A 26,318-nucleotide genomic window follows, 5' to 3' on the forward strand; every position below is an offset into this window, starting at 1 on the left:
CTCCTTTAAAGTCATACATCTAAAAGTCATACATCATGCTATCGATTGCCCCGTCAATGGACTGCCCGCCGTCCACCACAAAAGTCTGACCAACGATAAAACGTGATTTCTCTTCATCCGCCAGCAACAGTGCGACGGGGACAATATCAGACGGCTGTCCCAATACACCTGCCGGGATTTTCCTCTGAAAAGCGGCGATTTGCTCAGCGGTATAGCGGGTGGTGAGCTTGGTCTGAATAAAGCCCGGTGCAATCCCGTTGACACGAATACCGTATTTTGCAACCTCAACACCCAGTGCCTTGGTGAACATATTCATGCCGGCTTTGCCCGCACAATAAGGCAGTGCCTTTCGTTTTACCCAGGTAACCTGGCTATGGACAGAACTGATATTGATAATCCTGCCCTTTGCCTGTTTATCGATCATATCCTTCACTGCGAACCGTGCGCAATAAGCGGCGGAGCTGAGATTCAGACGGATCTGACGGTCCCAGTATTCCACCGTCATTTCATCAAATCCGCCAGCCGGAATATCCTGGGCGCCGCCGGCGTTATTGATCAAAACATCGATTCTTCCGGTGTCTCCGATAAAAGAATCCAGCATCCGCCGGCAGTCCGCACTGCTGCTGACATCTGCCTGATAGAGCGCCGCGTCTGCGCCTGCCCCACGTATCTCCTCCGCAACAGTCTGCGCTCCCGGTTCGTCGCTGAAATAGTTTACCCCCACAAAGGCGTATCCCTCCCGGGCGAACGCTTTTGCCAAAGCTGCGCCGATTCCTCGTGAAGCGCCTGTAATGAGAATGTTCTTTCCGTTGTTCATCGTTCTCCTTCTTTCCTTGTGACGGTAATCGCTTTCCATGTCATTCCATTTTCATGCCTCGATCAAGCTCCGACCAATCATTCAAGGTGCGCAGGATCTCCATACGAAATGCGCAGGGCCAGGCTACGAGCCATTGTGACGGCTGGAACGGAGTCAGGGTCTTTCTGCCCCAGCGAGTGTGGAAGACCGCTTCATCCTGGGACCCGGCCGGCCGGACCCGCCCCGCGATGCAAAGCGTTCCGTCCGAAACCAGCTGTGTCGTGCTGCACCAAAACGCCATCGCCCGTTCCTTCCACTGGATATTCCCTGTATATTTCGCCAGTTCCAGAAAAGAAAGAACATCATGCAATGCATATTGGTCGATTGCGTTGTGAGCAGCGGAAACCGCCGTCATGCCGAATGTGTCATAATTCATTTCACCTAAAACAGTGTTTCCTGGATAATGAACCTTGTAATGCATCATCCATGTACTGAGGTACCAGGCGACATTTTCCGCCTTCTCAAGATAAGCGTTTTCCTTTGTCTGGCGATAAAGGGCCAGGGCAGCCGCAAGCAAAGGGCTGGAGGATTCTTTATCTATACAGTAAGTATCCAGGGCGCCGGCCGTGGTAAAGCCCCTTTCATCCAATTCCCTGTAATAGAAATCGAATCCGCGCCGGGCGCTTTCCAGATAAGAAGCGTCGCCGGTCAACCGATAAGCCGTAAGCAACGGCGGGATCAGGAAGCAACCGACTGTGCCGCCTTCCCGAGTGATTTCCCCCCGGCGATTCCAGCTTTTTGCAAAGGATCCGTTCGGCTTTTGCGCGTCACGGACAAAATTACAGATCCCCATTGCCGTTTCCCGATATTCCGGGCGGGAAATCCCCGCCCGGCGCGTCAGTTCCTCCGCTTCAAAAAAACCCTGAGCCGCTCCGCCGAGGTTACAGGCATCGATGTGAAATTCCCGGATCCCATTACGGTACATTGCGGCTTCCGGCATATACGAAGTGTCGGCCCGTTCCTCCGGTTCACCGTCTGTGGCAAGACCGTCCGCCGTCTCCTGCGGGGCCTTATCAAATTTAATCAGCATCAGGCCGTTTGGCAGGCGGGCAAATTTTACCCAACTGTCCAGGGCGGTAATCGCCTTGTCCCTGGCATCTTTGTCTCCGTTACGAAGATACTCCCACAAAAGTGCGCAGCTGATGGACGCATTCTGTCCGACCCAACCGATTTCATATTGGATTTCGTCACGCTTTGCATAATAACAGGTGGACGGATACCATTGCAAGCCGCGGTTAAACGCACAGAAACCGTTTTTGGCCCCGGTCCAGAGGCTTTTGAAATAAGCAACGCCAAATCGGTACAGATCCCTGGAAGGCATGGAAGGACGCAAAGAATGAGCGTAATGCCTCCACGCAAAATCCAGCAGGGCAGGATATCGCATTCTGGGTTTACCGCCCTGATGGACATGAATCACCGCCTGAAAATCGCAGCGGGATTTCATTGCGCCCGAATAAGCTTCCTCCCAATAATGGCGCATCAAAACCCGGGGCCCCTCCTGTTCCGGCCAGATCAAAGCATGTCGGGTGTGCTCGCCTTCGCGCCATTGCGAGCAGCTGACCGCGTCATTCTCCTCCGCCATCAGCGCGGCCGACCACTCGCCCCATTCCGAATAGGTACAGGCGGGAATTGTACAGCGATGCCAGGCAAATGTCCATGGAATGCCTCCGTCGCGGTCACCCAAATATTCCGGACTGTCCCCCCATCCGTTTCCGTTGTAGCTGACTGCCGGAATCATGGTGAACGTGGCGGGAGCATCCGTATCAAATTCCATGCGCATCTCACTTGTCGGTGCGGAAGTATGACGCTCCCACAACCATGCGCCTGTCTCCAGCACGGTGAAGCGATCCTCACAATCCTCCCGTGGAAGAACGGTGAGAACCGTTGTTTCACCGCTTTTCAGGACCCAGTTATCTTCGGACCGGTAAAAGCTGATTTTTTGTGTCATGGTTATACTCCTTTATCCATTGGAAAACACTTACGCAGAATCCCGGCTGTTTCTTCCCAATCCAACCGCCGGGATATAGAGACCGCTGCTGTCAGTTTTTCATATAACGATCATAAGCGATCTGTGTGATTTCCTTCGCTCTGTCAAAGCTCCTGTCTTTCAGCCCCTGAAGGTATTCATCATACTGATCCAGCGGCTTCGCTCCGGTAATAAATTGAAGCATCATTTCCGAAACGTATGAGGATACCTCGGTAATAATCTCCGACCGCTCCTTCGTTTCCTCCGGTGTCAGCTGCAATTCCGGCATGGAATAGATGCTGTCTACTTTATCGTCATCGCTCCACAGTTTACGGAAGGCCAGGCTGTCCGCATCCTTGATGACGCCGGGCAGACATTTGGTATCGGGGATGACCGCTTTGGGACCAAAATGGATGCGATGTACATAGGCAACCTGAGAAAGCGTCAGACCATCCGGATTGTCCAGCATCAGGTCGGTATACTGTGGTTCGCCATCCACCATATTCCAGGCTTCGCCTTCCACACCGTAGTTATAGGTCATCATTCCTTCTTCGGAATAGCCATAATTCAGGAATTTGACCGCCGCTTCCACATTTTTGCAGTTGGAACTGATGGCTGTGTCGTAACCCGATGTGGCACGATTCTGGGAAGGACCGTTATGGAGTTGTTGATCCTCCGTTAAACGCGGATTCGGACAGGAAGTGAACTCAAAATCCTGCAATTGCTGCGCCCGGCTGTATTGGTTGTCTACGGACTGGCTGTAGCAGCCCAGCTTCCCGCTGTCGAACAGGGTATTGACTTCTTCCGCCTTCAGGGAGGCAAAATCCTTGGTTAAATAACCCTTATCATACCAATCATGCATTTGAGTCAGGAACGCTTTGAAGTTCTCATTGTCATAATAATGCTTGACAACTCCGTTATCCACATACCAATCTCCCATCATATCGTACATGCCCATCCAGAGATTGCGATCCCCCCCCGTACCGATAGTGAAAAAAAACGGCGCGGCATCCGGTTTCTTCTCCTGAATGGCTTGAAAGTATGCTTCATAGTCATCCAGCGTTTTCGGTATGTCCATGTTGAATTCCCGGAGCCAGTCCTGACGGACCATGGGACGGTAATACGGAATATCAATTTCCGTATCGATTCGGTTAAAGGTGATGACCTTATCGTCTTTATAGATCTCGCGGTGGATATCCTCGTCTTCATTGATTAAGGCGAGATAATCCGGCGCGCATTCTTTCAGATATGGCGTCAGGTCAACATAGGCGCCATCCTCGTATCCTTTGTAAACACCGCCGTTGTAATAGGACGCATACTGAATCATATCCGGCAGATCGCCGCCGCTCATCAGTACATTAAACTGCTCCTTCGCTTTTCCTACCGCCGGATGGGTAAACTTGATCTTGACACCCGTTACTTCCTCTGCTTTTTTATATGCGGTATTTTCCGCATAGCTGTCGATTACCTGTAACGCGGGGGCTGCGATCGGCATCCAGTATTCCAGGGTTACGGAGCCGTCGGTAACAGCCGGGTACAGTTCCTTTTCCACCTCAGAACTTTCGGCCGGAGTGCTTTCCGGCTGGTCCGAGGCAGGCGGGGACGACGGCGTCGCGCCTTTTCCACAGCCTCCCAACAGTGCTGTCACTGCGATGAGCGACAGGATTCGATACTTTTTTTTCATGATAACTCTCCTTTTTTGCTTTATTTCACTGCCTTATGGCAGCAATAGCCTTCATTTTCCCGCTCATTCCTTGAGCGAGCCCATCATTACCCCTGTAATAAAATAGCGCTGAGCAAAGGGATATACGCACAGAATCGGAACCGTGGAAACAATGATCGTACAATATTTTATGATCTGGTCCAGGCGGTAGAAATCGTTCCCCGCACCGCCTTCCCCTCCGAGACCTGTCGGGGAATTTGCCACCAGAATTTCCTGGAGAAAAAGCTGCAGCGGATATTTGGATCGATCCTTTAAATAGATCATCGCATGGAACCAGCTGTTCCATTTGCCTACCAGATAATAGAGGGCAATGACCGCAAAGGTCGCCTTGGTGACCGGGAAAATAATCCTCCACAGAATGGTCCAGTGATTCGCTCCGTCGATTTTTGCCGATTCCTCCAGACTGGCAGGTACCTGCAGGAAAGACGTCCGCATGACAACAAGATTCCATGTGCCGATGGCAGCGGGAAGGATCAGCGCCAGGCGGCTGTTATACAGGCCCAGAGTCTTAACCAGCAGAAAGTCAGGGATCATCCCTGCGTTGACGTACATGGTCAAAACGAAAAAAGGGAGAAGAAACTTTCGCAGGTATAAATTCCGCCGGGAAGTTACATAGGCGCCCAGCGTGGTAATAAACATGCTGAAAACAGTCCCGGCGCCGACATAGAACAGGGTATTGGTATAACCGGTCACGATATTCTTGTTTTTAAATACCGCTTCATACCCCTCCAGACTAAAACCGTTCGGAAGCAGCAATGCCCCCGTATGCACCATCAACTTCGCGGGATTGCTGAAAGATGCCATCAGAACATACCACACCGGGTAAAGAAACAACAGACTCAGAATCCCAACCAACAAATAATTGACGATGTCAAACACAAGATCTCCTGCCGTTTTGCTCTTCATTTTCAAACTGCTCCCTCCTTTGTGTTACCAGAGACTGGCTTCGGTTAATTTTCGTGAAAGACTGTTGAACAGGATCAGGGACGCGATGTTGACCACAGAGTTAAATAGCCCAACCGCCGTTCCGTAACTGTAATTGGCATTTTGTAAGCCGGCGCGGTAGACATAGCTGGAAATGACATCTGCCTTTTCCATTGTCAGAGGATTATACAGAAGGATAACCTTTTCAAATCCGACACTGAGGACACTGCCCAGCCGCATGATCAACTGAATGGCAATGACCGGGATAATTCCCGGAAGGGTGATGTGCCAGATCCGCTGAAACCGCCCCGCTCCGTCGATATAAGCGGCTTCGTAAAGATTGGGATCAATGGAAGATAATGTCGCCAAATAAATAATGCTGCTCCAACCTATGCCTTGCCAGATGCCGCTTCCGATAAAGATCGTGTAGAACAGATCCGGATCGGAGAGGAGATCCATACGTTCCGCCGCGCCAAACAGCATGCGGACATCATTGAACAGACCGTTGCTCCGGCAAAAATCAGAAATCATCCCGCAAACAACCACCATTGAAATAAAATGGGGCATATAGCTGATGGTCTGGGCTGTCTTTTTATACCATCTGGCCGACAACTCATTGACCATCAACGCAAACAGTATAGGCGTCGGAAACGAGAAGAGAACGGACAGCATACTGATCGAAAAGGTATTACGAACAACACGCCAACAGTTGGGGCTTTTGAAAAAGCGAAGAAAATTTTCAAACCCGACCCATTCGCTTCCGGAAAACCCCTTAAACATGTTGTAATCCTGAAAGGCAATCGCCAGCCCGGGCAGCGGGGCGTATTGGAAGAGAATATACCAGAGGACCACCGGTAGCGCCATCCAATAAAGACCTTTATTCGCAATAAAATCCCTTTTTACCTTTTGAAACACATTCTGCCTGGCTGCGGGCGGACAATAACTGGCGACCGCATTTTCACCTGTACCGTGCCTTGCCAAGAAAAAACCCCCTTCGTTCGTGTGAGATACCTGTGCGCAGGATATCAATGCAATAGAATAACTTAAGAGAATAACTTAAAGAGAATAACTTAAGTTGTGAAACATGTCTACACTGACGGACCATTGCTGACCATTGCGATTATATTACGATGGACCGCCGGAATTCAATTTGTTTTGCCTGACCCGATATGTTCTGCAGACAAATATACCGTTCATGCCCCGGCAGACAGAATGTGTTTTCGCAAACCGGATGTGTTTCCGCTGGACCTGACAGGTTTGTTCTTCCGTACTTTCATTGAGCCTGAGGCATTTCCCGGTATTTGGGAAGCATCTGTCGTCCAGGGAACTTGTATATGCCTTCCCGTTGAGTTGACAGCTTCTTTCCCACACACTATACTAAGTTATAGAAAAAGTACGCGCAATGCCAACCCATTACATCACATTTTTTTCTACGGGCAGAGAGAAGAATCTTTAATTGAAATGGTGAAAGCATTTCAAATCATCGGCTAAACGAAGAGGAACGGAGGGCTTTGCTTGCTGCATGTGGATAAGAGGAAAAGAAATTCTGTATTTCATTACTGGAAATCCTTTTTGGCGTTTCTTCTGCCTGTCACGTTGTTCGGCGTGTTTATTCTTACATACAATCTGAACTCCAACAGAAATGATATCGATCAGATGCGATTGTATTCCTTTCAGCAAGCGTGTACACAACTGGGCTATATCTTTGAACGGTTTAAGAGTCAGGCTGCCGAAGCGCGTTTGGAACTGCCTGAAGTGAATCCCGGGGAAAGCCCGGCGATCTCAGAAGAGGAAAGCCTGGTTTTGGAAAAGCTGAACGACCTGGAAAAACGGGCAAATATGGAGAGCAAAGCATTTTATTATGTGCGCGGCCAATCCGGATTATATAGCACGAAAGGAAAAAGAAGCTATGAGCAAATGCAGTCCGACTATGATTTGTTTGATTTCACCCAGGCATCTTTCTTCTCCCGGCTGAATACCTCCGTTGCTTCCTGTATCTGCCGGATTCCCTCCAAAGACAATGCAAGCGCCTTGATCGCCGTTATTTGTCCGATTCCCGGTTCAGACATCTCCCCTTATGCGGATGTGTTTTTCCTGATAGATGAAGATATCCTCATGAGGAAATTTGATGGCTATTTTGGAAATTCCACCGGCGAAATATGTGTCCTCAATAACACACTGGAAGTTGTCCTCAATACAAAGCAACCTGCCCTTTCCGCCAAATTGCTCCGCCAATATAAGGGAATCGGATTGATCTCCGCGCCCGACTCTGACAAAGTGGTATTGCGATACAGCATCGACGGTGATCTGACCGTTATCAGTGTCATGTCAAGGCAGGAATTTTACCAGGATATTTTCCCAAACCAGACAGTACTGCTCCTGTTGATCGTCCTGTTGATTCTCTGCTGCATCCTAATGGCTGTTCTTGGCGTGAGAAATACTTATCAGCCTATCCGAAATCTTGCACAGGATGTTCTTGGCACGGATCAGACCCATATAAATGAATTGGAATCCATCCGGAATGCATTCAATACCTCCCGGGAACACAGCCGCAGTCTCATGCAGCAATTAAGCCAGCAGAATCAACTGCTTTCCAAGCAGTTTGTCCTGCGGCTGATCTCCGGCAAGTTCCGAAACATAGAGGAAATCAAATATTATGCCCGCTGTTTTGGCATGGATGTCAGCCGCAGGTATTGGGTCGTGATGCAGCTGGTTTTGTCCGATCTTCCGGATTCACGCCGGATAACGGATCAGCTGCTGGATGATTTAAATAACTTTAAAGCTCCGAATACCGACTGTCTCTGTACGGAATTCTTACTTCACCCGGGACTTTGCTGTCTGTTTCATTTTGACTGTGACGACGACGCAGAAGGATTTTGCAAAGAACTGGCAAATCTTCTTTGCCGGTTTATTCAACAGCAGGGTCCGCCTTCCTTTCATATCGGAGTCGGTATCCCCTATACCAATCCGCTCGACGCCCGACGTTCCTCCTACGAGGCCGACGCAGCAATGGAAACTGCAAGCAATACGGAAGATCCGTATCTCTGTTTTTACCATGCGGAGCAACCTATTCAGACAGGAGATATCCGATTGCCGTCAACGGAAAAGTCCATGCTGACCACAGCCATATCTCATGGGGATACCGATATCGCTCTTTCTGCGTTGAATTTTCTAATTGATTATATCGAAAACAATGCAAAATCCTTTATTCTGGTACGACTTTTCTGCAATGAGCTTTCGGGCATTTTGCTGCATGCTGCGCATGAAAACAAAATTTCCTATCGTAAGAATAACTGGACAGCGCTTGTTACCTATGATAATCTGGATGCGTTTCGCTCTTCCAGTAATGAACTGGCTGCGAATCTATGCTGCCAGATTTATAGACGCCAGGAATTGGACAGCATTAAAAAGAAAAACGATGTCCTCAGCTTTATCACAAAAAATTATACCCGCGAAGATTTTTCACTTGACCTGATCGCTGATTCCTTGAATCTGACAAAATCCAGAATCAGCACAATCCTTAAAGGAGACGTAGGAATGGGCTTCCCTCAATATATATCCCTGCTGCGAATCAACGAAGTAAAGCGGCAGCTTGTAGAAACGCAGAAGCCAATTAAGGACATCATTCACAATGTCGGATATCTGGATGTTCCCAATTTCAGCCGCCGGTTTAAGAGCCTTATGGGGATAACACCCGGACAGTATCGCTGTATGTATCAGAATGAATCCTACAAGATATGATCCACAGATTAGGATGAGCCGGCCATCCTATACAACACTTTCTACACTTTGCCCTTTGCCTTTTTGAAAGCACCTGGAAACCAAATTCCTATTTTTATTTCAGCAGTCAAATTTCAGGCTGATATCCAATGCCCGGACCGAATGGGTGAGGGCACCGCACGAAATATAGTCCACACCGGTTGACGCAATGGCAACAACGCTGTTTTCCTCCACATTTCCGGAAGCTTCCAGTGTCACACGATGATTTGTAAAGGCAACTGCCTTTCTCATTTCATCGCATCCCATATTGTCCAGCATTACAATATCTGCCCCAGCCTGAATGGCTTCCGCCAGCTGCCGCTGGTTCTCCACTTCCACTTCCACCTTCACCGGGAAAGGAGCCTTCTTTTTCGCAAGGGCCACTGCTTCGGCAATCGAGCCTACTGCAGCAATATGATTGTCCTTGATAAGCACCAGATCAGATAAGTTCATTCTGTGATTCGTGCCTCCGCCCACGATAACAGCATATTTATCAAGCATGCGGAACCCCGGAAGCGTCTTGCGGGTATCGGTGATCCGGGCCGGATACTCCCGGATAAGTTCGCACATACGCCGCGTTTTCGTGGCAATTCCGCTCATACGCTGCAGAATATTGAGCGCCACCCTTTCCCCCTTCAATATGGCACGGGCATTCCCCCTGATTCCGGCAATCCGGTCTCCCGGGGCAACAGTACTTCCATCGGTCCGTTCTGCTTGAAAAAGAATTCCGGCATTCAGCAGATGAAATGCCCGGGCGGCAACCTCCATGCCGGCCAGCACTCCGTCCTCCTTTGCATAAAGCCCGCATTCCGACTGCTGGGAAGGGCGGATCAGACTATCTGTCGTCACATCTCCGCAGCCGATGTCCTCCTTCAGGGCCGATGCCAAAAAATCATCCAAAGCCAGTTCATTCAACATAGCAATCTTCCTCCCTATTGTTTTTCTTTTTCATCCGCAATAAAATGGCTGCCAATGCTGTGCCGGTTCTCCGCCGCCGCATGCAGAATCAGGCCGGCGGTCTCATACATATCCGCAGTCTCCCATTCCCTCCGCACCACAAGACGGGAAGAAAAGCACCGGTTCTGCATATCCTCCACGACTTCCAGCGCAGAACGAAGATTTCTTCCGTTGCGGAGGATGCCGGCATCGACCTGCATCCGGCTGCGCAGCTGTTCCCGCAAAACCTTCTCTTCCGACAGTACATGCTTTCGCTCCCCGTCATACCGATAATTTTTCGCCTGTACCGTTTTCTCCGAACACCCTGCAATAGCATCGGCCGCCCGGCTTCCAAAGACCACAGCTTCCAAAAGGGAATTGCTTGCCAGCCGGTTGGCTCCGTGGACACCGGTGGAAGCGCACTCTCCCACTGCATACAACCCGGCAAGACTGGTCCGTCCGTTGGTATCCGTCTGAATCCCGCCCATAAAATAATGTTCGCATGGAGCTACCGGAATCCGGTCCACGGCCATATCGATTCCATTCTTTTTGCATTCCGCGTAAATGGTTGGAAACCGTGCTGCAAGAAAGTTCCGGCCCTTTCCTGTAATATCCAGATAAACACAGGGGCTGTCTGTCCGGATCATCTGATCATAAATGGCCCTTGCCACGATATCCCGGGGCGCCAGTTCCAGCCTTTCATCATAAAGAGGCATAAACCTCTCCCCATTGGAATTCAACAGGATGGCACCTTCCCCGCGCACTGCCTCCGATATCAGAAACGCCCGCTCCGGTTTTTGAGCCGTATAAAGTGCAGTCGGATGGAACTGGACAAACTCCATGGAAGTGGTCCGGGCACCGGCACGATACGCCATGGCAATCCCATCCCCGGTCAGCGTCAGGGAATTGGTGCTGATGGGATAAAGCTGTCCGATGCCTCCCGTGGCCAGCACAAAGTGAGCGGCGGTCAGGAAAATCAGCTTTCCCCCGTTTTCAGCCAGCAACCCGATACATCTGCCCTGATCGGTGATCAGATCCAGGGCAAAGGTATGTTCCATCATCCGGATATTTTCCCTGTCAGCGCAATCCGCCGTCAGCACATCCATGATGCCTTTTCCCGTCGCATCCCCGTGAACGTGAAGGATGCGCTTCACGGAATGACCTCCTTCCAGGGAACGAAGAAAAGCACCGTCCGGCCCCCGGTCAAACGGTACGCCCAGATCTGCCAGGCTTCGTATCGCCAATTCGGATTCCTTCACCAGAATGCGAACCGCCTGCATATCATTGATCCCGCACCCGGCACGTATCGTGTCCCGGATATGCAGCTCCCGGTCGTCCCTGCCGATACTGGCTGCGATTCCTCCCTGGGCAAGAAAGGAATCACAGTCTGCCCATTTCCCCTTGCAGAGCACAACGGTTTTCATGGAACGCGGAAGATGCAGGGCACAGGTGAGTCCCGCAATCCCGCCTCCCACAATCACCGTATCAAAATGCAGCCGTTGCATATCGGCCGTGTCAAAATCGATCAGATATTCCGACAAAATCGGTCCTCCCTTTCTCCAAAAACTTTCTCAAACATGCAGCATCCGGTTCAGGCTGAGAAAGGCCTTTTTCCGGACAGGCTCCGGTACCATTACCTCATTATCCATATGCAGCAGAACATCGCGGACTTTTTTCAGTGAGGTCTTCTTCATGTTCACGCACAAAAGGTTCCCTGCCAGCATGGTAAAATGTGCGTCCGGTCTCCGAAAACGCATTTCTTCCAGAACTCCCATTTCCGTACCGATAATAAAATCCTTCCGATCGGATTCCTCCACATAATCCAGCAGCTGTGCAGTACTTCCTGTAAAATCCGCCAACCGCCGGACCTCCGCCGGAACTTCAGGATGAACCAGCAGCAGGGCATCCGGATGCGCCGGCCGCATCTGCCGGACCTGCTCCGCTGTGGTACGCGAATGAACGATACATTCCCCGCCCCAGGCAAGAATTCTTTTCTCCGGAACCTGTTCGGCCACATAGGATGCCAGATTCCGATCCGGTACAAACAGGACTTCCTTTTCCGGAACCGACTGCACCACCCGAACCGCATTGGACGAGGTACAGCAGATGTCGCTTTCCGCCTTCACCGCCGCACTGGTGTTGATATAGCTCACCGCTGCTGCGTCCGGATGCTCTGCCCTGGCCCTGCGCAGCTGCTCTGCCGTAATGGACTCCGCCAGCGGACAGCCTGCATCTTTTGCCGGAAGAAGAACGGTTTTCTGTGGGGAGAGAATTTTGGCGCTCTCTGCCATAAAGTAAACCCCGCAAAAGACAATAACGTTTTGCCGCAGGTTCGCAGCCTCCTTGCTGAGAGCAAAGGAATCCCCCACCAAATCCGCAATTTCCTGTATTTCAGGCGGCTGATAGTTATGAGCCAGCACAACAGCATCCCGCTGGCTTTTGAGCGTTTCAATTCCGTCCACAAATGAAAGATCATTTTCATTTTCCATCATACTTCAAAGCACCCCCAGTTCGTGTTGAATGTATATAATTTTGACGGCCTGTGCCCTTCATTCTTTGTCTCCCGATCGGTTTCAATAACCCGGTCCGCAATTTTGCGCCGGAAATTTGCCTTCAGGAGCTCCTTTCCCAGAATCACTTCATAGACCTGCTGCAGCTCCGTCAGGGTAAAATACGTGGGCATGAGATTGAATGCAATGTCCGTATACTCAATTTTATTACGCAATCGTTCAATGCCGTATTGAACGACAAAGGCATGGTCAAAGGCGATTCCTTCATTCTTAAGAATACGGCGCTTCACGGTTTTGGATCTTCCCACCACCCGCTTCTTCGTACCGATTACTCCATAAAGGGTATCTTCCTTGCCGGAAAGCGTTACCCTTACCCGGTTTTCAAAAAGATATCCGCCGGGAATCGTTGTTTTCCTCTCCTCTTCCGTTTCATGGCTTAACGTGAACCACTGCGCGTCCCAGGCACCTCCGCCGGCTTTTATTTCCATCCGGGAGCTGTCTGCCAGGGACATATAGGAACAGCTGATGACCCGGGTACGCGGGTCCCGCCCAACATCCCCCCAGGTATAGAGCTGCTCCATGTAAATGTCACTGACATTCACTTCTTCTTTCAGCTCGCGGTAGGCAGCCTGATCCAGACTCTCCTCCACGGACATGAATCCTCCCGGCAGCGCCCATTTGCCAATATACGGATGGTTCCCGCGCCGGACCATCAGAACTTTCAGCTCCTTCTGCGGAAGCTTCCGGTAGTTCAGCTGCGGGCCGTCCACCACGGTAAACAGCAGAATATCAACGGAAACCGATGGCCTTTTGTAAAGACGGACATCGTATTGACCCAGAAATTCCTGTTCCGTCAGCCCATCGGCATTTCTCAGCTCATCCTTTTTCATAAAATACACCTCGCTTCTCTTAATACCATTATGTTAATATGAGTATGTTACTATTAACTTGTTATTATTATAATAATACTATGTATGTAGACTGTCAATACCCGCTGCTTCCCGGTATTCAACGCGAAAGGTAACAAGCTTATAAACTACAAAAGAAAAAGCAGGCATGAACATACCTGCTTCCTCAACTGTCCCTGGCATAATACAGTCCTTAGATTCCCTGTCTTCCGGCTTTGGAAATGACTGTAACAGTCAAAGATTTTGATAAAACCGTGTAATGCAAATTTTATCCTTTGCATCAATGCAGATTTTCTTGCGCACGAGTCAGCTTTTTATGTTATGCCGCTTTCCCGGACAATGGCGGATGGGATTGATAAGATACATACTGATCAGCAGCAAACACAGGGCAGTGACCAGCATGACAATGGAATTGCCCATCCAGAAATCCGGCCCCTGGACTGCCCGGACATTGCCCGAGCCAAATAAGGCAAGCAGCCCGCCATGGAGCTGTCCCAGGAGGATATCTGCCAGACCCACTGCCGGGTTCACATAGAGGACATAAGGAATGGACGCCGGCGGCGGATTGGGCCCGGTTTGCTGCCGGCCGAACAGATAGAATCCCAGAATGACGCTGACCAGCCCCAGCAAAAACATAGAAAGATAAGACAGAACCGTCGACAGAACCGTTCGTTTCAACAGGGCGGAAAAGAAAATCCCGATGCTGCCTATGGCAAACACGGTAATGATATAAAACAGAAACAGCTTTGCCATATCCCCCGGCGTCACTCCTCCAAACAGAAAGACCAAGCTGAACAACGGAAGAGAGGTAAAAATCAAAAGGATCATATAGGACATGGAGGACAGCAGTTTCCCGAAAATAATCCGAAACGGGGACATCTGGGTGGCAAGCAGCATATCCAGTGTCTGCTTTTCCCTTTCGCCGCTGATGCTGCCGGCTGTCTGGGCAGGTGTAATCAGCAGAATCAGAACAAACTGCACCACCGCCAGCATGGTATAGATGGATGTCCCCACGCTTTGACGCGCGTTGACGGAAATATCCCCTATCAGGGACTGCCGTACAAAGGTAAGGTAATACAGGAAACCAATGAGCAGGAGCGATCCCAGATAGGAAATGATCCCCAGAGCCGTTTTCCACCCTCTCATCCGGGTTTTCAACTCACTGGACAGCACCGGATTATTCCACTTCAGAGTCATCTTCATAGCCTTTTGTCACCTCCATGAATACTTCCTCCAGGCTGCCTTCCTCCCTGGTATAGGATACAACGGAAACCTCTCCTGCGATCAGAATACGGAGCAGCTCCGCCAGATCTTCCTCCCTGCCGGAAAAACCGACCTCCAGGGTCTGCCCCTCCACCTGCATTTCTCCCGTGGAAGGCTGCTCCCGTAAAATCCGCACCGCTTTTTCCACATCGGAAAGCACCTCTATTTTCAGCCATGTCTTTCCGATGATCCTGCGCATGATATCCCCCACTTCACCGGAATAAACCATTTTACCCTTTTCAATAATTCCGATATGGGTACACAGCTCCGACAGCTCAGGCAGAATATGGGAACTGATCAAAATGGTTTTCCCCATTTCCTTCAGCGTCCGCAGAATGCCTTTCATCTCAATTCTTGCCCGGGGATCCATCCCTGAGGCAGGTTCATCCAAAATCAGCAGGCCGGGATTATGAATGAGGCTCCGTGCCAGACAAAGTCTCTGCTTCATGCCCCGGGAAAGGGAATCCACATAATTCTCCTTTTTCTTCTGAAGTTCCACCAGTTCAAGCAGTTCCCCCGTCCGCATCATCCTCTCCTGCCGGGAAAGGCCGTAGCAGCTTCCGTAGAAATCCATATATTCACTGACCTTCAGATTATCATAAACGCCGAAGAAGTCCGGCATATAGCCCAGTTTCCCTCGTACTTCCACCGGATGCTCCGCTGCATTGATTCCATCCACCCGTACCGTACCGGAATCTGCTTTCATCAGTGTGGCTGCAATCCGCATGGTGGTGGTCTTACCGGCACCATTGGGGCCTACGAATCCGTAAATATTTCCCTGCGTAAGTTCCAGATTCAGATGATCCACTGCCGTAAAGCGGCCATATGTCTTTACCAGATTCTCAATTTTCAGCATCCTGCAGCCCTCCTTCCAGAGTCACCGTCGGCAATGTGAACTCCACAGGTTCATCCGTAACAGGCTGAACCTTCAAACGAACCATGCCGCTTTCATCCACATAGCGGCTCAGGCTGCTCCCATCCAGTGAAAGGACTCCGTCTTCCATCCTGACGTAATCCTTCTTCGACAAATCAAATATCATGACCCTGCTCCTGCCGGAGAGAACGCCCAAACCGATTTTGCCCTCCAGATCTTTCCGGTCCCGGTATCGGGACAGGTCCATGGAAAAAACAGCATACCCATGGGGATCGTCAATGCTCACAGCGGTTGGATTTCCATATATGCCGGCACCCCTGGACTGTTCCTGCTCCAATCTTCCGTTCAGCATCCCCGGAGGAAGGCTCACATGGCCGTCCTGCTCCGCTTCAAAGCCCACAGATCCCAGCAGGACGCCTTCCCCCATGATAACATCCGGTTTCCGTCCATTGATTTTGATGGCTTCGTCCGGATCCTTTCCGTAAAAGGCAAAGCATTGCAAGCGGCAGGAATCCCCTGTTTGCTTCGGGGAAGATTTTTGCATGCCATCATCGGCAAAAAGGTTCTGCAGAATACGGTATCGATTCCTGTCTCTCCGGCTGGCCCTTCTTCCTCCTGACCATTCCGGATAAAGACTGTCCAGCATGGACTGATAATCCCCGGGAGCTGCCGCCACGCCTTTTGTGGGAAGCATGATCTCCACTTTTTTTGTTTCTCCGGAAGCAATGTTGCCTGCCTTTCCATGGAACGAAGCGTTGTACAGGACAAAATCCTCCAGCGGATAAAGCGTATTGTTTTGCACGGTTCCGACAATCTTTCCCGCTTCATAGCGGAGATCGGCATGAAGAGAACCATAATCCACCCGGCGGGGATCTGCCCGGAAGGTCTTCATGTTCCATACGCTGCTGTTACGGAACAAAATACGGGATGGTTTCCCCTGGATCATGTGAACATCCGGGGCTGCATTCCCGGCATGGGGAAACGAATCGTCATTTTCCCCCCCGTTTGCGGAAAGAAAGACTTCCCGGTCCACATCAACCCGATAGTCCCCCCGCCGGGGAAGGAACACTCCCATATAGTCGGTCCGATCCCCGCCTCCTGAATCGTCATTCAATTCCACGACGGAAATGGTGTTCAGAATCAACTCGCCGCCCTTGGAGCGGTACCCCAGCCCGTAAATCGCCAGGGCAAAAACCACGGACAGTACCGGTATGGTAAACCAGGACCACTCCCGCCTGTCTGCCCTTTTCAGAATCATATAGTTGACGGGCCCGATCAGGACCAGATACAACAGAAATATTGGCAGAACCGAAGTGACGGAGGGCAGATGCATTGCTTCGATATTCCCCAGGATCTCCTCCATTCCGCTTCCTTCCCCAATGCTTTGATTCGGATCCTGCAACAATTGGATGGATTGCTCCGGAAGGCTGCGTTCCAGAAGTTTTTCCCAGAATATTTTATTCCCGGCCCAGCTGAGAACAGGCTCGGTCCCCAGATCAAACGCTGCGGTATACATGACCCCGGAGCCCTTCCGGTGCATCCATACCAGACCTCCGGCCTGATCGGCATCCTCCGGGGCGGAGTCAGATCCGGCATTCCGGCTTACTGCCACCGTACCGCCTTCGATCCGTACATCCATCACATCCAGGGCAGACGATCCGCGGATGGGTTTACCGGATACCTTCTCCAGTTCCGCCGCGGCATCCTGCTCCGTCACGTCTCCGGCTGCCGCCGGAACAATCTCCTCCGTCAGACCAGCCAGGGTGCGGCTGCCGTTTCCACCCGTCCCGATAATGAGAATTCCTCCGCTCTGAATCCAGGCATTCAGGGCACGGATCTGCTCCGGCCGAAAGGAACCGGTATTCACCTGATTCAGAATCAGGATGGAGAAGCTGTCCAAAACTTCCCGATGATCCGGAAAGTTTTCCGCAGTCAGGGAAACCGGCTGATAATTGGCCAGCAGCAAATCCCCTTCCGACCTTTCCTTCCAATATCCCAGGGAAGGCTCATCCCCGGTCACCAGCCCGAGAAAATAGTGATCTGCGGATACCGGGTTCAGCTTCTCCGCCTTTCCCTCTTTCACAACTTTCTCCTTGTCGTCCATCAGGCGAATATCCAGGGAGCGGTTCAATTTTTGCATCTTTACATAAATCGTATATTCCTGGGAAGAGGCATGGGGCAGGCGAACGGGAACCCCGTAAGCTGTTTTTTTGCCGGATTCCCCGGTGATCGGCACTTCCAGGGTGCCTTCCAGATCGGCCCCTGAATTTTCCAGAAAAATCCGAACCGGCGTCCAGCAGCCTATCCGATACGTTCCATCAAATCCCACCTCTGCCTTCATGACCGGACCCCCGTTCCCTGCGGAATTCCCCGCTGCCGTATCCTTTTTCGGCGTCATATCCGTGCCCTTTGCCAGGCAAACAGCAGGCAGGAAAAACAGGGATCCGATCATCAGCCAGAAGATGACCGCGATCCAGGCCGCTTTCATAGCATCCTTCCTTCTCAAATTCTCTCCTCCATTCTGCTGCTGCCTCCCCGGACAGCTGCGATATGGACCGAAATCCATCCAGTCCAGATAAATCATTCAAATCATCTGTCATTTTGTAATCCTTTTCCTTGCCACAATTATATCATCAATCTGCTGGAAAAAGTTATAAGATGATCTTAAAAAGTCTAAGAATTTGTTAAAAAGGAATCAAAACAGAAAAGGCTCGCAGATACAACCGCTGCAGGTGTATCTGCGAGCCTTTTATGAATTTTTTGGCCATCTTATTTCAAGGGATTTTCAAGAGATCCTGTGACGGACTTATTCAAAAGTCACCACTGCCTTGTCTCTTTTCAAACGGAACAGAGCCGTCTCAAAAACACGGAAGGTATGATTCATCTTCTCCGGTCCGATATAGCCGGTGATGATATCCTGTCCGATGGCCAGATCCATATAATGAGGAGAGCAGGCAACCAACACCGCCTTGCCTTTCCCGATCACAGGAGATTGATACACTTTACCGCCGACCAGTTCCCGGATCCGGTCAATCAGCAGAACGCCGGTACCTTGCTGGAGCCTCTGCATCTGCAGATAAAGATCCGTTCCGGCGATCAGGGCATATGGCTCAAAGATGCCCTCGGAAGTCAGTTTCTCCACTCCCGCTGCCACATCCAGGAACGGATTGTCTCCTTCCGACCAGTTACTCCTGGAAACCATCTGCCGCTCCTCCGCATTCAGCAGCCCCGGGCAGCCAAACTCCGGACAGCCGTTGAAAATCATGTCATCTTCCTTTTTGGACAGTGCATTTGCCGCGGCGGCGGCTGCGCTCAAATCCACAGGTACTCCGGTCTGTTTTTCGGTTTCCACATCCCTCCAGGATATCAGGAAATCCTTGTAAAGCATGGGAATCGCAGCCAGAGTCCGATCCTGAGCCTTTGCCAGGACCGGTTCCTGATCCCCGAGCAGATCGGCACAGGTCTCTTCGTTAAAGTCCAGCTTGTCCAGATGAATCCCCTGGATGCCGGCACCCAGCGGGCCGTATATGGGAAGAAATCTTCTGCCGACCAGCTGATCCCTGGCAACCCCGACAACCTGTTGGTCGATTTTCTCCCATAGATCTGAGGCAAACGGGGCATCACCCCTCAGTAAAAAATCCGTATCCATATCACTACACCTCCTATTTCTGATCCTTCAGACTTCCCACTGTTAGCGAAGGTTTCTCCGAGTCAGCCGCTTCCGAGCTGCCGGCCGACGGATCGGCGGTTCCGCCATTGAGCTCTTCCATCATCTCCTGGACTTCCTTCTGACCATCCAGGAAAAGATCCGCTTCCCCGGGATCCAGGATACGCATCAGAGTCATCAGCTCTCCGACATGTGCTCTTTCTTCATCCCGGATATCGCTCAGTACTGCCTTTGCGGCAGGATCATCCGTAGCCTGGACATGCGCATCATACAGATAGATTGCCTCCAGCTCGCCGCCGATATCCAACCGAACCGCCTGAATCAATTCTTCTTTTGACATTTTTCGTTCCACATTTGCAGTAAACGGGTTTGCAAAACTTGGCAATTTAACAACTCCCCTTTCTTTTGTTTCCTTCTTTAATATACCCCCTTCCACCTTCCTTAAAACGCCGTTGGAAGAGAATATTGGAGTACCTCCGGATACCTATATGATATTTACCCCGGTTTGTCCCTTTTGAATAATGCTGCGGTATTGCGCGGGAGTCACGCCTTCCTTCTTTTTGAACTTCCTGTAGAAGCTGGACTTGTCTACGTATCCCACCTGACGGATGATATCCGCCAGCGGATCGTTTGTTTCCTTCAACAATCTTTTCACTTCCGTCATCCGAAGCCGATCCACATAATGCATCAGGGAATACCCGGTCTGATCCTTGAAATACCGGCTGATATAGGAAGGAGACATATGGAATCTGCAGGCAATGGTATCCAGCGACAGGGCACTGTCCCGATATTCTCTGGTAACCATATCCATGATCTGCTTCTGCAGCTCAAAGTTTTTACTTTCCTTTTGCTGCTGAATATAACTGCAGATTGTACTGCAGAAGCCGATCATGCGATCCATCAGACCATCCACAGTATCAAACGGCCGGTAAAAAATATCCTCTTCTTCCTTCGCAGAAAACAGGACGGCATCCAGGTTCAAATCATCCACTACCTTCATAATCGTATTGATGATTCCAAAACAGATACATTGAACCGCTTCAATGGAGGAGGAATGATTCAGGATATGCTCCCGGATTTCCAGCAGAATCGTTTTCGCTTCCCCGCTTTTCCCTCCTTTTATGGCAATCACCAGTTTTTGCTCCAGTATGGTGGGATACTGATACTTTTCCTTTTGCTTTTCCCTTATATTTTCATAAAAAATAACATTCCCATATCCTTTGATCAACCGATAATAAACCGCCCGGTTGGCTTCCAGACAGGATTCATGAATCCGATCCATGCTGTCATAAATATTTCCTACCCCTACTGTCAGGGTAAATCCAAAATACTTCAGAAAAAAATCTTTGACCCGAAAGGCAAGATCACTGATATACCGATCCATGGCATATCCATTTTTCAGATTCAGCAGCAGCATCACACCTCTGCCGTCCACCGTTTCAACGCCGAACCCACGGCCGATTTCCTCCGACAATTCCTCTGCGACGTTTTTCAGGTTGAAATTCGCCAGATCCCGGATCTCCCTGTGATTTTCTTCTTCCAACTTATCATCGCCTGTCCGGCTGTTCTCATCCGGCAGAAATTCCAGAACCAGAAAATAGGGATAATCAAAGGAAACCCCGTACATTTCCTGCATGCTGTCCTGTTCTCTGGAATCCGTCCTTTTCCCGTTCAACAGCTTCATTATGAATTGATCCCGAATCAATGCCGTTTTACTCCTCAACTGCGTCGAAAGATTTCTGTTTTCCGTGGAGACCCCCATAATGGTTTTCGTCATATATTCAAATTCGTTGGAGTAAGACTGCTTCGCGTATTTATTTTCCTGGTTCGGTATGACATCCATTAATTTCCGTACCGGTTTATACTGCCCATGAGCCAGAAAATAAGCGATAATCAGGCCGGACAGCAGAACAAAAGCCGTCACATATTGGAATACCCTTTTGCCGGCATTTACATCATGTATCAGCTGATCGGTTTTTCGCAGCACAACATAGGACCAGCCGTTGTATTCGGAAGTAATTCCTGCTGCGGAATAGCTGCTTCCATCCAGTTCCATATCATCTACATTCTGTTTGGCCAGAATATCCTTCATTTGTTCCATAATGATCTTCCGGTCCAGTGCCGGCTGTTCCTCTGTATGGCAAAAAACAGGATTTCCCTGCCGGTCCAGGACATACACATATCCGCTGTACTCTCCCAAAGCATTTTTGAGCATATCTGAGAGCGTATTATTCTCAATGAAAAAGACAACGTCCAGATAGGGCCGGACGGCATTGACCGGCAAAGGATAGACATAAGCCGCCAGCTCATTTTTATAGGAGCGATTGATCCAGACGGGACGGGCGGAATACATTTTCGGAGTATCCAGGGACTTCACCATGTCCAGAAAATCATCCACGCCCCTGTCCTCGTAATGATAGAGGATATTGAAAAACGTCTCCGGAGCAGCGCTTGCCGTAGACGTATAGATCCGATTTCCCGAAGAGGATTCCGAAGTGCCATAATTGTAATACATGGCAATGTCGTAAATGAATCCGCTGCTGGATTTATACTTCTTCAGTTCTTTGACTGCCTGCTTCGACTCATAATTGTCGTCGCTGATTTTATAGTGCCTGAGATTATCGTTGTAACTGATATTCAGCGCAATGCGTTCCATTTCCTGCAGTCTGGTATCCATCAGATCCCGGATCTGAACCACGGAAGTACGGTTGGATCGCCTTACTTCCCTTTGCATCGTCAATTTGAAGTTTCGCTGCACTGCTGCGCCCAAAATGGACAGAACCAATATCAGGAACAAAACATAGGACAGGAAATACTTATAAAAATAAGAAAAGTATCTCCTGGAATGTTTGCTGCCTTTTACATCCCCCATTCTGACCACCCCTGCCTCCAAAATCCATCGCCGTCTCCTATCGAATCCATATGGACTGTCTATAGTGTACCGTAATGGAGGGCTCCCGTCCAGCTTTTTGGGATTTTTATCCTTTTATGGCCCCCACCATGACGCCTTTTACAAAATACTTCTGTAAAAAGGGATACAACAGCAGCACAGGGACACTGGCCACCACGATTACGGCGTATTTGATTCCCTCGGACAGCATTTGCTGATCCACCAGAGATGCCCCTTCTCCCGTCATGTCATTCATATCGCTCTTAATCAGAATTTCCCTCAGTATCAGCTGCAGGGGGAATTTTCCCCTGTCCTGAAAATAAATCATCGCATTGAAATAGGCATTCCAATGTCCGACTCCGTAATACATCACCATGACCGCAATCACCGGAGCGGAAAGGGGAAGCACAATCCGGAGCAGAATGCCAATGTTGGAACAGCCGTCAATAAACGCAGCCTCCTGCAGTTCCACCGGTATACTGTTCTGAAAAAAAGTCCTCATAATAAACATATTCCATACGCTGACTGCCCCCGGTAAAATCATGACCCAGAAATTATTGACCAGGCCCAGCTGGCTGTTTACCAGATAGGTTGGTATCAATCCTCCGCCAAAAAACATGGTGAAGGTATAAAACAAAGTCAGGGCCTTTCTCCCGCGGAAATCCTTCCTGGAAATGGGGTAGGCCCCCGCAATGGTCATGATCAGGTTGATCACGGTACCGACCACCGTATAGAGTATGGTGTTCTTATATCCCGTCATAATATCCTCATTGGCAAACACTGCCTTGTACGCACTCAGGGAAGGGGATTTCGGCAGCAGGACAACCTCCCCTTTCATGACAGCCATGGTATCACTGAACGATGCGCTTACAACATAAACTAAAGGATACAGGGCAATCACCAGGATAACCATTAGAAGCAAACCATTGATAACATTGAATATAATATCGCTCCTGCTTTCCCTCACACTGGTTTTCATTTCTGTCCCTCCTTACCACAAACTGGTTTCTGTTGTCTTCTTGGATATCCTGTTGACCGCAACCAATAAGATTAAATTGATAATGGAATTGAACAAGTTCACTGCTGTGGAAAAACTGTACTGCGCTTGTATCAGCCCGGCTTTATAAACATAAGTGGAAATAACTTCCGAAACAGTGAGGTTCAATCCATTTTGCATCAGAAACACCTTTTCATATCCGACACTCATTACTTTTCCGGTATTCATAATCAGCAGTACAATTGCCGTAGGAAGGATTCCGGGAATGGTAATATGCCAGATCCGCTGCCACTTTGAAGCGCCGTCTACAATTGCAGCTTCATATAAACTTGGGTCAACTCCTGACAATGCCGCCATATAAATAACAGAGTCCCAGCCCACATTCTGCCATACACCGGACCAGACATAAAGACTGCGAAACCAGGAAGGCTCTCCCATAAAATAGACAGAAGAAATGCCCAGTTGATTCAAAAATTTGTTTATAATCCCTGTTTTGGGAGACAGCATGGAGGTCATCATCCCCACCAGTACCACCGTAGACAGAAAATGAGGGGCATACGTAACGGTTTGTACCGTCTTCTTGAATGACTTGTTCTGCACTTCGTTCATCATCAGAGCCAAAAAAATCGGAAAGGGAAATCCTATCAAAAGGGAATAAATACTGATGCCCAGGGTATTCTTAATTAAAGATTCAAAATGATAACTGTTGAAAAACCGGTTAAAATGTTTCAGGCCCACAAACGGACTTCCCCAGATCCCTTTGGTGGCAAAAAAGTCCTTGAAAGCAATCTGTACCCCATACATGGGCCAGTAATGAAAAATAAGGAAGTATATCACTACCGGAAGAGACAATAAATACAAATCCCAATTCTTTGACACCGTTCCGGGAATGATACGGTTCTTCGTTCCGAGCTTGTTTTTTTTCTGTTTCTTCATCGGCGTCTGCAGCATCTCTCACCCTCCGTAATTATTTATCAGTTTCTTTTCCGCATCGTAAAACCAGAAGGATGAGAATACAGCCGATGATGGCCCGGCTGTATTCCGCTTCTGTCCAAACTCACCTGGAATAACGTTTATATCCTTTGGTGTAGATATCCATGTATTCATCCAGTCCCATTTTTTTGATCTGATCCACATAGCTGTCCCATTTCTTAAAGGATACTTTTCCCTGGATAAACTGCGGATACATTTGGCTGATATATCCATTGATATCACTTTCCAATGCTGCCTTTCGATCGATTTCCTCCAGGGTATAGTTGAATTTGTTCCACATTTCCTTGGGGGTATAGGGAGCCATGTCTTCAGCAGCTTTCAGCGCCACCGGATGAGTTTCCCCGCCTTTGAAGTATTCTGTTCTCTGCAGGGCAGGAATGCCGCCGCCGGTATAGGTAACATATTTTGAAATCACCTGATCAAAGGAAGATCCTTCCGGAATATCGTTTACAATCTCATCCAGAAATTCATAGGATCCATCCGGCTTTTTTTCATAGGATTTTCCTTCCACTCCCAGAAACGGCAGCTTTCCTCCCTCTTCGCTGTAGAAATAATCGATCCATCTTACCGCTGCCTCCGGATACTTGCATTTATCCGTGATGACGAAAGCTCCTCTGGCCCCTACGCTGCCTCTTTTTGCCCACAGCTTGTCTCCATGTGGTCCTTCCAGAGCTTCATGCAGTCCTTCAAAACTCTTTTCTCCGGTATGTCCGATCTGCTCCGTATTGGTAAAGGAAAACGCGCCAACCTGATTTTGATCTCCTTTTGCCACCAGCTGCGGCACATCCATAGTGAAGATTTCCTGATCAATCAGGCCTTCTTTATAAAGCTTGTTCAGATATTGAAGCATTTCCTTGTATTCCGGCTGAACCGGGATGAATCTCAATTCTCCGGTTTCTTCATTCATATCTACATATCCGTGATCGGTGCCCCGGTTTCGCAATCCAAAAGCACCATACAGGGAATTCAGGATCAGATCCAGGCTGTTTGCAGACCATGGAATCTCATCTGCCTTGCCATTCCCGTTGGGATCGCCTTCCTTGAATGCCTTCAGGACGTCATACAGTTCCTCTGTGGTCGTCGGCATTTCTTTTCCGACCTTTGCCAGCCATTCCTTGTTCAGAAACAGTTTCGGGTTGATCTGAACCGGGTCGGAGTCCGTATACTGCACAAAGCTGTATGCGTTTCCGTCCACCGCATAGGCTGCTTTTTCGGCAGCCGGATTATCCTCCATCATTTTCTTGTAATTGGGAGCATATTGTTCGATCAGGTCATTCAATGAAATAAAAACGCCCTGAGACCCGTATTTCAGGAGCTCAGTATCCGGTACACTGGCCCGATAAAACAAATCCGGGTATTTTCCGGATGTCAGTACAAGATTCCTTTTTTCCGTCAGCTCTGAGGAAACTTCCTGCCATTCCATCTTGATCCCGGTCATTTTCTCATATTCCTGCCAGCACAGCATCTCTTTCCAAGCCGGCTGCGAAACATGCTGGGAAACCATTGCCGTTAAAGTAATCGGCTCCTTTGCAATGGGGAATCCGGATTTGTTCAAATAATCCGGCACGGACTTTTTCTTGCTGCCTTCCTTATCCTTTCCCTTGTTCCCGGATGCATCATCTGACGCGACCTCCTGCCCATTTTTTCCGTTGTCAGCCCCTTTCTTTTCCCCGCTGCAGCCAGCCAATATCCCGACTGTCAGCACCATCGCCAACGTCACGGACAAAATCCGCTTCAACCATTTCATTTAATAAGCCCTCCTCATTTTTCGTTTCCAAACAGCCTGACCATATGGTATGGAAAGCAGACATGGATCCCCCAACGTGAACCACTTTCCACTTTATTCCCTTACGGATGAACAGACAGGCTATTGATACCTTACTAAAAAAATCATATGGCTTTCGTAAGGTTTTGTCTATTTGTTATTTTGTCCGGGAGTTGCTTTCCTTTACATTTCACGCATTATTGCCCGCCTTCCTGCGCTTTTTTGATGCAGACAGATAAAAAGCCGGCGCCCGGGATCCGCTCCACTGACGCCGGTTTCCTTCTTTC

Annotated in this window: 20 protein-coding genes; 2 read left to right on the plus strand and 18 right to left on the minus strand. The window is 49.5% G+C overall.

Annotated features, from left to right (window positions below):
* Positions 1-19 precede the first annotated feature (19 nt).
* The 5 genes from QBE55_13790 to QBE55_13810 all read right to left on the minus strand — a co-directional run bounded on the left by QBE55_13790 (position 20) and on the right by QBE55_13810 (position 6,450).
* Complete coding sequence (locus QBE55_13790) at positions 20-817, minus strand: SDR family NAD(P)-dependent oxidoreductase (protein ID WZL78557.1); 798 nt, start codon at positions 815-817, stop codon at positions 20-22.
* 40 nt (positions 818-857) lie between these two features.
* Positions 858-2,804, minus strand: coding sequence for a hypothetical protein (locus QBE55_13795; protein WZL78558.1), 1,947 nt, complete (start codon positions 2,802-2,804; stop codon positions 858-860).
* A 91-nt stretch (positions 2,805-2,895) separates the two neighbouring features.
* Entirely contained in the window at positions 2,896-4,506 is a 1,611-nt protein-coding gene (locus QBE55_13800) for an extracellular solute-binding protein (GenBank protein ID WZL78559.1), read from the minus strand.
* Between the two features lie 63 nt (positions 4,507-4,569).
* Positions 4,570-5,451, minus strand: a complete 882-nt coding sequence (locus QBE55_13805) for a carbohydrate ABC transporter permease (GenBank protein WZL79955.1) — start codon at positions 5,449-5,451, stop codon at positions 4,570-4,572.
* Between the two features lie 24 nt (positions 5,452-5,475).
* Positions 5,476-6,450 carry an ABC transporter permease subunit gene (locus tag QBE55_13810; GenBank protein ID WZL78560.1) on the minus strand — a complete coding sequence of 325 codons (975 nt, stop codon included), beginning with the start codon at positions 6,448-6,450 and terminating at the stop codon, positions 5,476-5,478.
* Between the two features lie 96 nt (positions 6,451-6,546).
* On the opposite strand from QBE55_13810, the gene QBE55_13815 reads away from it, so the two are divergent.
* On the plus strand, positions 6,547-6,960 hold the full coding sequence (locus QBE55_13815) for a hypothetical protein (protein ID WZL78561.1): 414 nt from the start codon (positions 6,547-6,549) through the stop codon (positions 6,958-6,960).
* A 33-nt stretch (positions 6,961-6,993) separates the two neighbouring features.
* Entirely contained in the window at positions 6,994-9,210 is a 2,217-nt protein-coding gene (locus QBE55_13820) for a helix-turn-helix domain-containing protein (protein WZL79956.1), read from the plus strand.
* A gap of 99 nt (positions 9,211-9,309) precedes the next feature.
* On the opposite strand, the gene nadC is transcribed toward QBE55_13820, so the two are convergent.
* The 13 genes from nadC to QBE55_13885 all read right to left on the minus strand — a co-directional run bounded on the left by nadC (position 9,310) and on the right by QBE55_13885 (position 26,013).
* Positions 9,310-10,146 carry a carboxylating nicotinate-nucleotide diphosphorylase gene (gene nadC, locus QBE55_13825; protein WZL78562.1) on the minus strand — a complete coding sequence of 279 codons (837 nt, stop codon included), beginning with the start codon at positions 10,144-10,146 and terminating at the stop codon, positions 9,310-9,312.
* A 14-nt stretch (positions 10,147-10,160) separates the two neighbouring features.
* A complete protein-coding gene (gene nadB, locus QBE55_13830; protein ID WZL78563.1) occupies positions 10,161-11,705 on the minus strand; it encodes an L-aspartate oxidase in 1,545 nt (514 codons plus the stop codon).
* Positions 11,706-11,735: 30 nt separating this feature from the next.
* On the minus strand, positions 11,736-12,653 hold the full coding sequence (nadA, locus tag QBE55_13835; GenBank protein ID WZL79957.1) for a quinolinate synthase NadA: 918 nt from the start codon (positions 12,651-12,653) through the stop codon (positions 11,736-11,738).
* Positions 12,653-13,564 carry an NUDIX domain-containing protein gene (locus QBE55_13840; GenBank protein WZL78564.1) on the minus strand — a complete coding sequence of 304 codons (912 nt, stop codon included), beginning with the start codon at positions 13,562-13,564 and terminating at the stop codon, positions 12,653-12,655. Before QBE55_13840 ends, nadA begins: the two co-directional genes overlap by 1 nt.
* Before the next feature lie 324 nt (positions 13,565-13,888).
* Positions 13,889-14,785, minus strand: a complete 897-nt coding sequence (locus QBE55_13845; GenBank protein ID WZL78565.1) for an ABC transporter permease — start codon at positions 14,783-14,785, stop codon at positions 13,889-13,891.
* Entirely contained in the window at positions 14,760-15,701 is a 942-nt protein-coding gene (locus QBE55_13850) for an ABC transporter ATP-binding protein (GenBank protein WZL78566.1), read from the minus strand. Before QBE55_13850 ends, QBE55_13845 begins: the two co-directional genes overlap by 26 nt.
* Positions 15,688-18,225 (minus strand): hypothetical protein, encoded by a 2,538-nt coding sequence (locus QBE55_13855; protein ID WZL78567.1) that lies wholly within the window; start codon positions 18,223-18,225, stop codon positions 15,688-15,690. Before QBE55_13855 ends, QBE55_13850 begins: the two co-directional genes overlap by 14 nt.
* A gap of 300 nt (positions 18,226-18,525) precedes the next feature.
* Positions 18,526-19,368 (minus strand): family 1 encapsulin nanocompartment shell protein, encoded by an 843-nt coding sequence (locus tag QBE55_13860; GenBank protein WZL78568.1) that lies wholly within the window; start codon positions 19,366-19,368, stop codon positions 18,526-18,528.
* 13 nt (positions 19,369-19,381) lie between these two features.
* On the minus strand, positions 19,382-19,771 hold the full coding sequence (locus QBE55_13865) for a ubiquinone biosynthesis protein COQ7 (GenBank protein ID WZL78569.1): 390 nt from the start codon (positions 19,769-19,771) through the stop codon (positions 19,382-19,384).
* 99 nt (positions 19,772-19,870) lie between these two features.
* Positions 19,871-22,258, minus strand: coding sequence for an AraC family transcriptional regulator (locus QBE55_13870; protein ID WZL78570.1), 2,388 nt, complete (start codon positions 22,256-22,258; stop codon positions 19,871-19,873).
* 106 nt (positions 22,259-22,364) lie between these two features.
* Positions 22,365-23,255 carry a carbohydrate ABC transporter permease gene (locus QBE55_13875; GenBank protein WZL78571.1) on the minus strand — a complete coding sequence of 297 codons (891 nt, stop codon included), beginning with the start codon at positions 23,253-23,255 and terminating at the stop codon, positions 22,365-22,367.
* 12 nt (positions 23,256-23,267) lie between these two features.
* On the minus strand, positions 23,268-24,224 hold the full coding sequence (locus QBE55_13880) for an ABC transporter permease subunit (GenBank protein ID WZL78572.1): 957 nt from the start codon (positions 24,222-24,224) through the stop codon (positions 23,268-23,270).
* A gap of 106 nt (positions 24,225-24,330) precedes the next feature.
* Positions 24,331-26,013, minus strand: a complete 1,683-nt coding sequence (locus QBE55_13885) for an extracellular solute-binding protein (protein ID WZL78573.1) — start codon at positions 26,011-26,013, stop codon at positions 24,331-24,333.
* Positions 26,014-26,318: the final 305 nt, after the last annotated feature.

The sequence above is a fragment of the Eubacteriales bacterium mix99 genome (genome assembly GCA_038396605.1).
Taxonomy (GTDB): Bacteria; Bacillota; Clostridia; order Caldicoprobacterales; family DTU083; genus UBA4874.

Excerpts from the sequence above, each read along its gene's own strand:
- QBE55_13800 (WZL78559.1), bottom strand. The coding sequence starts at position 4,506 with ATGAAAAAAAAGTATCGAATCCTGTCGCTCATCGCAGTGACAGCACTG.
- QBE55_13875 (WZL78571.1), bottom strand. The coding sequence starts at position 23,255 with ATGAAAACCAGTGTGAGGGAAAGCAGGAGCGATATTATATTCAATGTT.
- QBE55_13790 (WZL78557.1), bottom strand. The coding sequence starts at position 817 with ATGAACAACGGAAAGAACATTCTCATTACAGGCGCTTCACGAGGAATC.
- QBE55_13840 (WZL78564.1), bottom strand. The coding sequence starts at position 13,564 with ATGAAAAAGGATGAGCTGAGAAATGCCGATGGGCTGACGGAACAGGAA.
- QBE55_13845 (WZL78565.1), bottom strand. The coding sequence starts at position 14,785 with ATGAAGATGACTCTGAAGTGGAATAATCCGGTGCTGTCCAGTGAGTTG.
- QBE55_13850 (WZL78566.1), bottom strand. The coding sequence starts at position 15,701 with ATGCTGAAAATTGAGAATCTGGTAAAGACATATGGCCGCTTTACGGCA.
- nadA (WZL79957.1), bottom strand. The coding sequence starts at position 12,653 with ATGGAAAATGAAAATGATCTTTCATTTGTGGACGGAATTGAAACGCTC.
- QBE55_13870 (WZL78570.1), bottom strand. The coding sequence starts at position 22,258 with ATGGGGGATGTAAAAGGCAGCAAACATTCCAGGAGATACTTTTCTTAT.
- nadC (WZL78562.1), bottom strand. The coding sequence starts at position 10,146 with ATGTTGAATGAACTGGCTTTGGATGATTTTTTGGCATCGGCCCTGAAG.
- QBE55_13880 (WZL78572.1), bottom strand. The coding sequence starts at position 24,224 with ATGCTGCAGACGCCGATGAAGAAACAGAAAAAAAACAAGCTCGGAACG.
- QBE55_13805 (WZL79955.1), bottom strand. The coding sequence starts at position 5,451 with ATGAAGAGCAAAACGGCAGGAGATCTTGTGTTTGACATCGTCAATTAT.
- QBE55_13795 (WZL78558.1), bottom strand. The coding sequence starts at position 2,804 with ATGACACAAAAAATCAGCTTTTACCGGTCCGAAGATAACTGGGTCCTG.
- QBE55_13860 (WZL78568.1), bottom strand. The coding sequence starts at position 19,368 with ATGGATACGGATTTTTTACTGAGGGGTGATGCCCCGTTTGCCTCAGAT.
- QBE55_13885 (WZL78573.1), bottom strand. The coding sequence starts at position 26,013 with ATGAAATGGTTGAAGCGGATTTTGTCCGTGACGTTGGCGATGGTGCTG.